Annotated in this window: 12 protein-coding genes; all 12 read right to left on the bottom strand. The window is 43.8% G+C overall.

The features are described 5' to 3' along the window. Positions 1-44: 44 nt before the first annotated feature. The 12 genes from ACVC9U_RS15665 to ACVC9U_RS15720 all read right to left on the bottom strand — a co-directional run bounded on the left by ACVC9U_RS15665 (position 45) and on the right by ACVC9U_RS15720 (position 12522). Positions 45-1469 carry an SLC13 family permease gene (locus ACVC9U_RS15665; RefSeq protein ID WP_441391277.1) on the bottom strand — a complete coding sequence of 475 codons (1425 nt, stop codon included), beginning with the start codon at positions 1467-1469 and terminating at the stop codon, positions 45-47. A gap of 146 nt (positions 1470-1615) precedes the next feature. Continuing rightward, entirely contained in the window at positions 1616-2467 is an 852-nt protein-coding gene (locus ACVC9U_RS15670; RefSeq protein ID WP_441391278.1) for a methyl-accepting chemotaxis protein, read from the bottom strand. Between the two features lie 16 nt (positions 2468-2483). Next, positions 2484-3941: a benzaldehyde dehydrogenase gene (yfmT, locus tag ACVC9U_RS15675; RefSeq protein WP_441391279.1), complete on the bottom strand. Its 1458-nt coding sequence runs from the start codon at positions 3939-3941 to the stop codon at positions 2484-2486. Between the two features lie 158 nt (positions 3942-4099). After that, positions 4100-4414 (bottom strand): DUF2178 domain-containing protein, encoded by a 315-nt coding sequence (locus ACVC9U_RS15680; protein WP_441391280.1) that lies wholly within the window; start codon positions 4412-4414, stop codon positions 4100-4102. Continuing rightward, the gene (locus ACVC9U_RS15685) at positions 4407-4616 is read right to left on the bottom strand and encodes a helix-turn-helix transcriptional regulator (RefSeq protein WP_020450493.1); all 210 of its coding nucleotides are present in this window, start codon (positions 4614-4616) and stop codon (positions 4407-4409) included. The genes ACVC9U_RS15680 and ACVC9U_RS15685 overlap by 8 nt, the downstream gene beginning before the upstream one ends. 144 nt (positions 4617-4760) lie before the next feature. Next, positions 4761-5480, bottom strand: a complete 720-nt coding sequence (locus ACVC9U_RS15690) for a YebC/PmpR family DNA-binding transcriptional regulator (RefSeq protein ID WP_075755362.1) — start codon at positions 5478-5480, stop codon at positions 4761-4763. Positions 5481-5877: 397 nt separating this feature from the next. Next, the gene (locus ACVC9U_RS15695) at positions 5878-6636 is read right to left on the bottom strand and encodes a methyltransferase domain-containing protein (RefSeq protein ID WP_075755358.1); all 759 of its coding nucleotides are present in this window, start codon (positions 6634-6636) and stop codon (positions 5878-5880) included. Positions 6637-6800: 164 nt separating this feature from the next. After that, positions 6801-6923: a PhrK family phosphatase-inhibitory pheromone gene (locus ACVC9U_RS15700; RefSeq protein ID WP_011197633.1), complete on the bottom strand. Its 123-nt coding sequence runs from the start codon at positions 6921-6923 to the stop codon at positions 6801-6803. Beyond that, positions 6920-8032: a Rap family tetratricopeptide repeat protein gene (locus ACVC9U_RS15705; protein WP_441391281.1), complete on the bottom strand. Its 1113-nt coding sequence runs from the start codon at positions 8030-8032 to the stop codon at positions 6920-6922. The genes ACVC9U_RS15700 and ACVC9U_RS15705 overlap by 4 nt, the downstream gene beginning before the upstream one ends. 274 nt (positions 8033-8306) lie before the next feature. Further along, positions 8307-9155 (bottom strand): PRD domain-containing protein, encoded by an 849-nt coding sequence (locus ACVC9U_RS15710; RefSeq protein WP_075755354.1) that lies wholly within the window; start codon positions 9153-9155, stop codon positions 8307-8309. A 29-nt stretch (positions 9156-9184) separates the two neighbouring features. Further along, the gene (locus ACVC9U_RS15715) at positions 9185-10651 is read right to left on the bottom strand and encodes a glycoside hydrolase family 1 protein (RefSeq protein WP_441391282.1); all 1467 of its coding nucleotides are present in this window, start codon (positions 10649-10651) and stop codon (positions 9185-9187) included. A gap of 5 nt (positions 10652-10656) precedes the next feature. Continuing rightward, positions 10657-12522, bottom strand: a complete 1866-nt coding sequence (locus ACVC9U_RS15720) for a beta-glucoside-specific PTS transporter subunit IIABC (RefSeq protein ID WP_075755352.1) — start codon at positions 12520-12522, stop codon at positions 10657-10659. Between the last annotated feature and the right edge of the window lie 416 nt (positions 12523-12938).

Below are 12938 nucleotides of genomic sequence, written 5' to 3' on the forward strand. Positions count from 1 at the left end.
ATGCAGATGATGCGAGAAAACTAGTGAGAGCTTTTTCACGGACATTACAGGAAGACGGCCGGAAGCCAGAAATATACGCTGATCACGATCAAGACGACACCTGCCATATTGAGCCAAAAGCCCGCCCTGACCATATCCTTCATCGTCAGCAGATTGGCGCTGAAGACGGCGGCATTCGGCGGGGTGGAGATCGGGAGCATAAAGGCGCATGATGAAGCAAGCGCAGCTGCCGCCATCAGCCCGTACGGCTCGACCTGAAGCGCGGCGCCAAGGCCGATCGTCATCGGAATCACCATATTGGCGACAGCCGTATTAGACATGATTTCGGTCATAAATAAAATCGCAGCCGTCAAAATAATCAGCACTAATAAGTAAGGGTGGCCTTCCAACAGCTTGAGCTTGCCGCTGATCCACGCCGTCAGATTGGTCGCCGAAAAACCGGCTGCAAGCGACAAGCCGCCTCCAAACAACAGAAGCAGCCCCCATGGCAGTGTCTGCATATCCTTCCATTCCAAAATCCGTTCATCCTCTGTACTCGGAATTAAAAACAGCAAAACCGCTCCGAAAATCGCGATCGCCGTATCTGAAATTTGAAACGGCAGGATGAATTTGAACATCCACAAACATGCGGTCAACAAAAAAACGGCAAAAACCGATTTTTCCTCCCTCGTCATTGCGCCAAGCGCCTTTAAATCATGATCGATAAAATCAGGCTTTTTTCCTTGAAAAGTGCTCACTTTAAATTTTATTTTCGTTAAATAAACATATAAAATGGCAAGAAACAGAACGGAAACCGGGAACCCGAATAAAAACCACTCAAAAAACATAATTTCGTGATTGAGCATCTGTTTGGACATCGCGGCAAAGACCGCATTCGGCACGGAACCGACCAATGTGGCAAGTCCGCCGATCGAAGCCGCATACGCGACAGCCAGCAAAATGCTTTTGCTGAACTTCTGCAGCGATTCGCCTTTTAAAATTTCTTTTTCCTGCACTTCTTTAATAACTGCAAGCGCTACGGGAAGCATCATCAAAGCGGTCGCAGCATTCGAAATCCACATCGATAAAAACGCCGTCGCCGCCATCACGCCGAGCACGATTCGATGGCTTTCAGTCCCGATCCGCTTCAAAATATGCAAGGCCATCCGTTTATGAAGATTCCATTTTTCGATGGCGATCGCAATGATAAATCCCCCCATATACATAAACACAATCGGATCGCCGTATGCTTTGGCCGTCGCTTCCATATCTAAACCGCCCAATGTCGGCAGCAAAATGACTGGCAAGAGCGATGCCGCCGGAATCGGCACGGCTTCCGTAATCCACCAGGCGGCCGTCCAAGCTGTAACCGCAAGAACGATCCGCGGCGCATAAGCCAGCTCAGCTTCCGGTATCAAGCCGAGAATCAGCAAAAAACTGATCGGCCCCAATAACAATCCGGTCAGTTTAGTCGGTGTATATACTCTCATTTACCCCTTCCCCCTTTGAAAGCGATTTCCCATTCATCACTTTCGCTTCGCCCGGGGAAAATTCCTCTAAAAAATTTAAAATAAAATTTTAATAATTGAAAATATGAGAAAATCCCGCCAGTTTTGCCGACGGGCTTGTAAATGTTCTAGTCTTCAAAATGATGTTCCGCCATCTTGGCGAGGTTTTGCGCGTTGCTGCTGATCTCCTGCATGGTGGCGGAAATTTGTTCAACGCCGGCGGCCTGGCCGCTCGTATGTTCATTGATGACTTCAATCGAATGCTCAAGGTCTTTCAATAACGCGTGGATTTTTTTCGTGATTTGGTCAATCTGCCCGACGTTTTCTTTTGAGTGTGTCGCAAGCTTGCGGATTTCGTCGGCGACAACGGAGAACCCTTTTCCTGATTCACCGGCTCTCGCCGCTTCAATCGCCGCGTTCAGTCCGAGCAGGTTGCTTTGATCTGAAATGCCTTTTACGGTGACTGAAATTTTCTCGATTTCTCCGGCGCTTTCACTGACTTCTTTCGCCTGCTTGGAAATGTCGGACATTTGTCCGGAAAATCCGCTGACAGATTCGGCGATATCCTGAATGGCTGAGGCCGTTTGCTCGACGATGACCGACAGGCTTTCCGCGACGCGGTGAAGCTGATCCGATTTTTCAAGACTCGTGCCGAGTCCGACTCCGCCGATTACCCTTCCGTTCTCGTCATGGAGCGGGATCGCTCTCGCCGCAAGAGGGAAGCCGAACAGCTCCTTAGGCACCATGCTCACTTTCTTTTTGTTTTGGCGGATGGCGTCTGTAATAATATCGCCTTCCTGCAAAGGATCACCCGCTTTGACATCAAGGGAAAATGTCTTTCCCGGAATGTTGACGATCAGCTTTTCGGTATCGTAAATCCCCACTGTCACATCGTCCTGAATCAGCTGATTCAGAAACGGCGCCACTTTCACAAAAGCATCCAGCAGCGGGTGGATGTCCGTTTTTACTACTTCATTCATGTATCAAATCCTCCTTTTAATATGGAAAAATCCTTTTCTGGTGCTGAACGGATATCCATTTTAATGTCGTAAATTCGTCAAGGCTCCACTCGCCGTTCAGTCTTCCGATCCCCGATTGCTTTTCACCGCCGAAAGCGACATGCGGCTCGTCGTTGATCGTCGTGTCATTGACATGGATCATGCCCGTCTCGATTTGCTTTGCGATGGCAACGCCGCGCTCCACATTTCCCGTGTGTAGGGCTCCGCTCAGTCCGAACGAAGTGTCATTCGCGATCTCAACCGCTTCTGCTTCGGTCTCAAACGGCATGACGCATACAACCGGGCCGAACAGCTCTTCCTTGGCGACAGACATGTCAGACGTGACATCCGCAAGAATCGTCGGCTCGACGAGATTGCCTTTAATATCGCCTTTCAGAAGCGGTGTGGCGCCTTCTTCGATTCCTTTTTCAATCGATTTTCTTAAATGTTCAGCTTGGCGTTCATTAATGACTGGGCCGATAACGGTTTCAGGATCCAGAGGATCACCCGTTTTAAACCCGGAGATTTTTTGGCTGAACAGCTTTAAAAATTCCGGATACACTTCTTTTTGAACGAGAATCCGGTTGGCCGACATGCAAATTTGCCCCTGATGTGTGAAGCGGCTGAAAGCTGCGGCATTGACGGCGTATTCCAAATCGGCATCCTCAAGAACGATCAATGCGCTGTTTCCGCCGAGTTCAAGCAGCGGTTTTTTGAAATGTTTGATCGCCAGCTGCCCGATATAGCTGCCGACCTTCGTTGACCCGGTAAACGAGATGATTCTCGGTATCGGATGCTCAACAAAGCTGTCGCCGATTTCCCCGATATCTGTAACGACGACATTCAGCAGTCCCTTCGGAAGACCGGCTTCTTCAAAAATCTTTGCAATCAGCGTGCCGCCGCAAATCGGTGTTTCTTCATGCGGCTTTAAAACAACGCCGTTCCCGGCGCCAAGCGCAGGCGCAACCGATTTTACAGATAAAAAGAACGGAAAGTTGAACGGGCTGATGACGCCGACCACTCCCGCCGGAATGCGGTATATCCGATTTTCTTTCCCATCAACCGGTGAAGGGAGAATTTTTCCTTCCATTTTGAGCGGGAAACCTGCCGCTTCTTTGATCATATTGACGACAAGATCGATTTCAAAAGCCGCTTTCAGCCGTGTTCCGCCAAGTTCCTCCATAATGAGGTACACGATCGCTTCTTTATTGTCTTCAATATAAGCCGCGGCTTTTTCTAAAATCGCCCTTTTTTCATAGGGATTGACGTTATCCCATTTCTTTTTCGCCTCAAGCGCAGCTTTGTACGCCGCATCGACATCCTCCCGCGTTGCTTTCCGAAAAGAGGTAATCGTTTTATGGGTAAAAGGATTCAGATCGTCCAATACGCTTTCACTTTGGCCGTCTCTCCATTCCCCTCCTATGTATTGACGGTTGAGGTCAGTCATTTGAATCATTCAGTCCATCTCCTATCAAACAGTTTTGGGAAAAGTTAGACTACATCTTATGTATCGGCAGTCTTTCAAGAAAATTCAGTCTTATGGGTCTTTTGGATATAAAAAAAGATTTTACCGATAAATCGGTAAAATCCGGATGCAAAGGGGAACAGTACATCTTAGTTTTTCTGCGCAAGGTAAACGGTTGTGATCAGCATTGATAAACATTGCAGGATATATAAACCTGTTATTAAGAAAAATGAAAAGGAAATCCCTTGGAAAATGATTGCCGCTGCCCAGGCAATTAAAATAGCCGCCATTGTAATGTTCCAGGAAAGCGCCTTAGCCTGATAATTAATTTTCTGCTGGCGTTCATCGAACAGCCTCTCTTTTTTTCCAATCCGTCTGTTTACACTGTAAATCATTGCGATCCCAAGCACGCCTATTCCTAAACCTGCTAAAGCGATCAGTGTGTTTGTCATCGTTTCAGTCAATATTTTCATCCCCCTCAAAAATAAATAAATCTTCAATCAGACATTCAAAAATTTGAGCCAGTTTATGCGCCAGAACAAGTGAAGGTTTATACTTCCCCTTTTCAAGGGAAATCACCGTTTGCCTTGACACATCGAGCCTTTTAGCCAGTTCTTCTTGTGTCATGTTCAGCGAAGTGCGCTTTTCCTTTATTAACGTTTTCATCTTTCCTCCATTGGAATGTAAAGTTTACTATACGTAAAGTATACTTAACAAAAAATTGGGTGTCAAATTAACTTTACAAATAAAAAAAGATAGACAAAACAGACTTTCGCCTGTTCATCTATCTTTTTACTTCACGATTTCTTTTTACGCCCCTAAATCGACATTATGGTAAACTTGCTGAACGTCTTCCAAATCTTCCAGCGCGTCAATCAGCTTTTCAAACTGTGCGCGCGCATCCTCTGGAAGGGCGACGTCATTTTGCGCGAGCATGGTCAGCTCGGCCACCGTGAACTCTGTGATGCCGGCGTTTTGCAGCGCCTCCTGTACGGCGTGGAACTGATCGGGTTCGGCATAGACGATCACCGCATCGTCTTCTTCTAAAATATCACGGACATCAATATCCGCTTCCATCAATAATTCGAGCGTCTCATCAGCCGTTTTGCCTTCAAAGCCGATGACGGCCGTCGGATCAAACATGTAAGCGACAGATCCGCTCACACCCATGTTTCCGCCGTTTTTGCCAAATGTGGAGCGCACATCGGCAGCCGTGCGGTTGACGTTGTTTGTCAACGCATCGACGATCACCATCGCTCCGTTCGGACCGAAACCTTCATAACGCAGCTCGTCGTAATTTTCCTCAGAGCCGCCCTTCGCTTTTTCGATCGCCCTCTCAATAATCGCTTTCGGGACATTGTATGTTTTGGCGCGCTCAAGCACGAATTTCAGCGACTGGTTCAGTTCGGGATCGGGCTCTCCCTGCTTTGCCGCCACATAGATTTCGCGGCCGAACTTGGCGTAGATTCGGCTTGTATTCGCATCCTTGGACGCTTTCTTCTCTTTTATATTGTTCCATTTACGGCCCATGATGTAACCACTCTCTTTCAACATTGAATCTTTCATTCACAAAATCTATTATACCGCAGGGCCGGGCGATTTCATCAAATTGATGCATCGAATTTACGACATTTTTTTGGAAATCCGCCCTAAGACGCGAGTTCCGCTGCCTTTCTTTACAACCGTGACAAAGATTCCGGCAATCACAAACACGATTCCGGACAAATGAACGAATGCAATAAAAAGCAAGCACCATAACAATCAACGCATAATAGACTCAGCCGCACTATCGAGAAAATAATTGGTAACAGTTTGGGATGACATCGCTTTTCCTCCTGATGTATGGATAAATAACTGGCTTTACGAAAAAAAGGATGCCACCATATAATATGAGACACCCTTCTTAGGCACAATCTTTGATCAAAATCTAAATCGCTTCCGCTAAAATCATAAACCGGTACTGTGTAACGTCAAAATAACCCTTTTCTTTAATCATTTTATGAATCGCATACAATTCATCCTTGTATTGATTCACTTCAAAACCGGGCGCCTGCCAGGGAATGGCTTTCAAATAATAGACCAGAGCCCCAATATCATAAAACCTTTGAACCGGACACTCTTCCCTGCTTTTTAAAATCTTAAAATCATGCATTTCTATTTCTTTTAACGCTTTTTCCAAGTTCCAATCCTTAAATTCTTCATTTAGCGGCACACCAAGTTTTTCATTTATTTCTTCGCAATCATGCCCGCCAACTTGCTGAGTGAAGAACAGTCCTCCTTTTGAAAGGATTCTCCTCACCTCTTGTGCTGAATATGATTCGTGTTTATTGATGATCAGGTCAAATTGGCCAGATTCAAATGGAAGAGCTTCATCATCATCAATTTGAACGACCTGAACCCCTAAAGGCGTCAATCGTTCCGTTGCGATTGGCACATTTGGCAAATAACATTCCGTAGCGTATGCTGACGAAGGAAACGGCCCCAATTTCGATAAAAACTCTCCGCCGCCTGTCCCCATATCGAGCATGGATTTGGAATCTTGTATAAGAGACAGAGCCATGCTTCCGTATGACCATGAAAGCAGGTCGCTTTTCATTCTTCCCGTTTCATCAATGAAAGAAAAATCCCAGCCGCTGAAAGGCTTATCTGCGTGTTTTAAATATGAAAGAAATGTTTTGTCATTCATGATATTCCCCTCCAATTTTGAAGTTTAAATATGTTTTAAACGATTGGAGGGCCTCTCGCGAATATGGAAGGTTTTTATATATCATGCTCTTGCAGATTCACTGTCATCGCACCCCATTTCATGGCTTTAAAAAAGAAGCCCTGTAAAAAGGACTTCAGCGAACATTAACCCCCAACCGGCAGCTCAGCTGTTTGAACGCCGCCTGACGCCTGATTGTGGCTTTGGGATAAAGCTGCTCCGCCTAAGACCATAGCAGTTAACGACAAGCAAAGAATCAATTTTTTCATGACAATACCTCACTCCCTAATGATCTCATTTTGTTTTCGGCTTTCATGAATATTTTAACAAATTCCAGCACTTCCTTGAAATCTCCTTTTTTCTCGAAATAGCTTGAGATGAGCAATGAAAGGTCACAGACACCGTCTAAATCATTCATCTCGTCCAAGGAATCGATGTCGTCTTTGATGCTTTTGACGTTTTCATGGCAATACAGCTCATAAATAATATTTATTTTCTTTTCATAATGCTTATTCCCGTTTTTCTTTAATTCCTCCTGTCCTTTTTTATAATAGAACAGGGCCGCTTCTGTTTCGCCGATTTTGAAAAACTCTCTGATCAGCATGTAAAGCGAGTTGATATAGTAGCTTGACTCGCACCATGCGGGGTTGCTCAAAGCATGCTGGACGGCGAGAATGCATTCCTGAGACCGGCCGGAATTGGAATACAGAATGCTGATATTGTGGTGAAGCATCGCTTCTAAAAACGAATCGTCAATCTTTTTGGAAATTTCAATCGATTCTTCAAAGTACTTCTCCGCATCTTGAAAGCGCTGCATCTGCATGTAATTTGTCCCCATCACAACCTGGGAAATCGCCAGCTTTTTTTCGTACCCGCCATGCATTTTGTAAATATTCATCGCGTCTCTCGCATAATTGAGAGAAACCGCATTTTGCCGGAGAGACATATACAGCCAGGACACTTTAAAATAAAACTCGGCCGCTTCGATCTGATCGGGCACCTTTGCTAGTTTTTTCTCGGCAACCTTGTACAGGCTGATCGCTCGCTCAACATTCTTGTTGTACGCTTCATGCATCGCCTCAAAAAAGTAGAAATAATAATCGATCATATGATCCGTCTGCTCCATGCACTCGATCTGCGAATCATTAAAGTAAGACTCCCGCGGCAGCCGCTCTCCCCTCGCATCATAAAGCATCATCCGGTACCGCTCCTCAAGAAGCGAAAAATAAGCCAGCACATTCTGATCCTCTTCCATCTCGGAAAACATCGACTTCGCCTCATCAAAAAGATGCTTTGCCTGCTCAATATCATGCTTTTTAATGGCCAAATGGAATTCGTTCAACACCCCCGCAACCACCTCTGAAGCGACCTTGCTCATGCCGAACCCCCCTCTTTCTCTTTAAGATTGTTCTCTATCTGTAAAATGATCTTATCACATGTGTAAATTTTTGTAATGACCTTTTGTCAATTAGTGTTATGTTTTTGTCAACAATTCGATATGAGACCTTTCTCGATTGAGGAAAAAGCCTTTTGCTATCAATTTTAACTGTTGGTATAGATCAATCAACACATCTGGCCTATAAACAGAAGCGCTCCTTCTTTTTCCAAAAACAAGAAACCACTCGCCTTCCAAAGAGGCAAGTGGTTCTAGTTTATTTTAATTGTTGATAAGAAATCAATCGATGAATATGAACAGCCAAGTAAGTTAGTTCATCGTTCGGAATGACGATTCCGTGTACCTGTTTGATATAATCCTTGATTTTGAAAGCTACATCCATTGCTTGCGGATATAAATTAGCAATTTGCTCAAACAATTCATTCTCCTGATCTGCCAGCAATTTATCAGCGTAAAATCTTTCAACGAAAAATTTAACGTGTGTGATAAATCGGCTGTAATGAATATTTTCTTGATCCCATTTCATATTTAATGTGTAACGGACAAGATTGACAATGCTCCCGATCATTTTTGCATACTTCATTCCATTTTTTGATTCTGTTTCTTCTCCTAATGCATTAATTAAGTGGAACGCAATATTTGCCGCTTCCTCTTTCGGCAATTGGATCCCGAGTGTTTCATTGATGAGCTGCAGCGCATAATTCCCTGCCTCAAACTCTTCTGTATAGTAGTTTTTAATTTCCCAGTAGACGCGATTCGTAATATTGATGTTCTTTTTATAACGCTCTACTGCAAAATTCAAGTGATCCATTAATGTGAAGTATACACCGGAATTTAGCTTTGTTTTTAATTTTTCTTCTGCATAATGAACAATTTGCTGTGTTAATTCAATAAATTCTTGCGGTATTGAATCCAACAGTTGGAGAAATTCCTTTGCCTTCATATTGTCTACTGGCATAAACACTTGATCAGCCTGTTTTTCTTCAATCATATTCCCAGGTTTTCGTCCGTAACCGATGCCCCTGCCGCATAAAACCATCTCCTGTCGGTTCTGATCTTCAGCCAGTACCACACTCGAGTTTAAAACTTTTTTTATTTTAAACATCGCCATCACCTTTTCATGAATGCGGTTTTTTAGTCTAATACTTCTCCGTTTGTCTCAATCACTTTCTTATACCAGTAGAATGAATCTTTACGTGAGCGCTTCAATGTGCCGTTGCCATCGTCATCTTGATCAACATAGATAAACCCATATCGTTTGGACATTTGAGATGTTCCCGCACTAATAATGTCAATGGATCCCCAGCTCGTATATCCAAAGAGATCAACACCTTCTTCAATGGCTTCTTTCATCTGACGGAAATGTTCTCTGAAATAGTTAATGCGATAATCGTCATGGATCGATCCATCGCTTTCAACAACATCTTTCGCACCCATGCCGTTCTCCACAATAATAAGAGGTTTTTGATAGCGATCATACAATTCAATGAGCGAAATTTTTAAACCGACCGGATCGATTTGCCAACCCCAATCTGTTGCAGGCAAATATGGATTTTTCACACCGCGAATTGTATTGCCATCTGTTTTTTCCAGCCCTTCCTGTGCAGATTCTGTCAGGGACATATAGTAACTAAATGAAATGAAGTCTACCGTATGTTCTTTCAAAATGGCAAGATCGTCCGCTTCCATCTTAATATTGATATTTTTTCGTTCCAGCATGCGTTTGATCAATGGCGGATATTCGCCAAACACTTGAACATCTGCATAGAAATAGTTATCAAGGTTTTGCTTCAGTGCGCGTTCAACATCATTCGGATGACAAGTGTGCGGGTATGTCGTGAGTTTCGTTAGCATACATCCCACCTGACTGCCGGGAATGATGCGATGACAATCTGCAGTCACAAGAGCGGATGCCACAAATTGATGGTGCAATGCTTGATAAACCGTTTCCTCTATTTTTCCTTCAGGACAGCGGTCAGGAATGATTCCCGCTGTAATGAAAGAATGGCGATGTATACTGTCTATTTCATTAAAGGTAAGCCAATATTTCACAACATCTTTATAGCGTTCAAAACACACATTGGCGAATTTCACAAAGAGGTCGATCACTTTTCTTTCAACCCATCCGTTGTATTTCACACTAAGTGCTAATGGCATTTCATAATGTGATAGAGTCACGATCGGTTCAATGTTATGTTTTTTCATTTCTTGAAACAGACGGTCATAAAACTGAAGGCCTTTCTCGTTCGGCTCAGCTTCTTCCCCTGTCGGGAAAATTCGGCTCCATGCAATCGATATACGCAATGTTTTAAAGCCCATTTCTGCAAAGAGAGCCAAATCTTCTTTATAGTGATGATAAAAGTCAATGCCTCTGCGCTTCGGATATTTTTTTACGTCCGGGTCTTTCATTGCGCGTTCAATGTTTTCAGAAGTAACAGCAAGATGTCCTTCGTAATCTTCTACACTCAAATTCGAACGGTACATGGCAATATCTGCAACAGACGGTCCTTTTCCATCAACATTCCAAGCGCCTTCTGCCTGGTTTGCGGCAATCGCACCGCCCCATAAAAAACCTTTCGGAAATCCTTTTGTCTTTGTCATCATGATTACCCTCCTAATTGTGTAACAACCATCAACGTATCTTGACGATTGACCTCTTTTAATTGCGTTACTTTTATATCATATTGATCCGTATTCGTAATAACTGCTAGTGTAACTGGATCATAACCTGCTTCTTTAATTTTTTCCACGTCAAATTGAATGAGCAGATCACCTGCTTTGACTTGATCCCCTGCTTGCACCAATGGTTTAAAGAACTTGCCCTCTAGCTGAACGGTGTCAATCCCAATATGGAAAAGAACCTCAACTCCGTTTGCTGTTTTCATGCCGAGCGCATGGTTTGTTTCAAAGAGAAGGGAAATCTCGCCATCTACCGGTGCATATAGTTCACCCTTTGAAGGAATAATGGCAATTCCCTCTCCCATTACCTTTGAAGAAAATATGTCATCTTCTACATCAGATAGTGAAATCATTTGACCGATGACTGGACTTTTGAATGTCTCATCTGCGCCAAGTTTTTCAGCGAAAACACCTTGCTCTGCTGCTTTTTCCGTTTCTTCTGTCTTTCGATCTCTTCCTAAAATAAAGGCAGCAGCAAAAGCAACAACAAATGAGATGCCAAAACCGATAACTGCAAACATAAAGTTGCGTGGAAGCTCGTCAGATATGAACATCGACATACTTGCAAGACCAGGTCCAACAAGAACAAACGCTTGAAGTCCGACAAGTCCAATGAAGATACCGCCGATGAAAGAACCGATCATGACACTGCTAAGCACACGTTTATTTTGCAGTGTCACCCCGTATAATGCCGGTTCGGTAATGCCAAAGAATGCGGAAATCCCTGCAGAAATGGCAGTTGAACGAAGCACTTTATCTTTTGTACGAAGGGCAATTGCGAAACACGCCCCGCTTTCGGCGAGATTGTGTGCAAGTGATGCAGGCAAGTAAAGTGCTTCTTTTCCGAGATTGCCCATTGTTGTTACAGCGTAAGGCACCATCGCTTTGTGCATCCCTGATGCGACCATAAATGGAAGGACTGCTGCCAGGATCGCAACCGCAACCCAGCCCACTTTGTCAAACATAGCAAGGATGATTGCTGTTAAGCCTTGCCCAGCTGTAAAACCGATTGGTCCCAGCAACAGGAGAGTGATCGGAACTGTAATAACCAATGACATCATCGGTACGAAGAAAATTCGAATCGGTTTTGGCGAAATACGAGTAAACCATTTTTCCATCTGTGCATACAAGAGGACAGATAATATCGCCGGAAACACCTGATAGGCATACGCAATATTTTTCAAATCAAATGAAAATAATTGAGCGCCTTCTGTCAGCATAGACGTCATGTTTGGCAGAATAAGAGCGCCGACTGCCGATAATGCAACAAGCGGATTCACTTTTAGCTTATTGGCTGTTGTCACCGCTACCAGCAATGGCAGGAAGTAAAGCGGCGCATCGCCAACCATATTTAATATTTGATACGTTTGCCCTTTGGCATCAATTAATCCGAATAACGAGAAGAGGAGGAGAAACGATTTTAAAATCCCTCCACCCGCAATGGCTGGAACAAGCGGTTGAAAAACGCCAACAATAAAGTCTAAAAGTACAGTCCCCATCTTTCGCTTTTCCTTTGGCTGATTGGAAGACCCATTATGTCCAGAAGATGATCCGCCGAGAAGGCCGGTCAATTTCTCATAGACTTCGATGACATCGTTTCCAATCACAACCTGGCATTGGCCCGACATACGGACAGCGATGACACCTGGTGTTTTCTCAAGTGCCGGTACATCCGCCTTGTTTTGATCAATCAGTGTAAAACGGAGTCGTGTCGAACAATGCTCCAAGTGGGCAATATTCTCTTTACCGCCTACATGCTGCAATACGTCTCTTGCTGTTTGTGTGTAATTCACTGTTTCTCCCCCTTTTCTGAAACATGAGACCTATATTTAGGCAATAAAAAAAGGACCCAAACCGACAAATTAAAAAATTTATCGGTTTTAGATCCTGCCTGCATGACCAGTCACATGTCTAATTTATCAATATTGGATTTGATTAAAGTATATATCGGTTTTATGAAAGCGTCAACATTTATTTTGGTTTTTTTGAAAGAAGGAATTTTTCCTAAGTCTAATGGCCTACAATTATTTCCTAATGGCGATCATATACATCCTCATATGTTTGCTTTAAGTGTTGGATCAGGTCACCATCATGTTACATAGCATCCATGACACCACAGTTGACACGCACCTTTTAAAGAACAAGCGGTCCAGTTCGGAACTGTAATAGATTCATCTTCAAAAATATAAAAAGGCAATGGATACAATGC

This window comes from Bacillus sp. GM2 (assembly GCF_056155945.1).

Excerpts from the sequence above, each read along its gene's own strand:
- ACVC9U_RS15715 (WP_441391282.1), bottom strand. The coding sequence starts at position 10,651 with ATGACAAAGACAAAAGGATTTCCGAAAGGTTTTTTATGGGGCGGTGCG.
- ACVC9U_RS15695 (WP_075755358.1), bottom strand. The coding sequence starts at position 6,636 with ATGAATGACAAAACATTTCTTTCATATTTAAAACACGCAGATAAGCCT.
- ACVC9U_RS15665 (WP_441391277.1), bottom strand. The coding sequence starts at position 1,469 with ATGAGAGTATATACACCGACTAAACTGACCGGATTGTTATTGGGGCCG.
- ACVC9U_RS15690 (WP_075755362.1), bottom strand. The coding sequence starts at position 5,480 with ATGGGCCGTAAATGGAACAATATAAAAGAGAAGAAAGCGTCCAAGGAT.
- ACVC9U_RS15700 (WP_011197633.1), bottom strand. The coding sequence starts at position 6,923 with ATGAAAAAATTGATTCTTTGCTTGTCGTTAACTGCTATGGTCTTAGGC.
- ACVC9U_RS15710 (WP_075755354.1), bottom strand. The coding sequence starts at position 9,155 with ATGTTTAAAATAAAAAAAGTTTTAAACTCGAGTGTGGTACTGGCTGAA.
- ACVC9U_RS15670 (WP_441391278.1), bottom strand. The coding sequence starts at position 2,467 with ATGAATGAAGTAGTAAAAACGGACATCCACCCGCTGCTGGATGCTTTT.
- ACVC9U_RS15685 (WP_020450493.1), bottom strand. The coding sequence starts at position 4,616 with ATGAAAACGTTAATAAAGGAAAAGCGCACTTCGCTGAACATGACACAA.
- ACVC9U_RS15705 (WP_441391281.1), bottom strand. The coding sequence starts at position 8,032 with ATGAGCAAGGTCGCTTCAGAGGTGGTTGCGGGGGTGTTGAACGAATTC.
- yfmT (WP_441391279.1), bottom strand. The coding sequence starts at position 3,941 with ATGATTCAAATGACTGACCTCAACCGTCAATACATAGGAGGGGAATGG.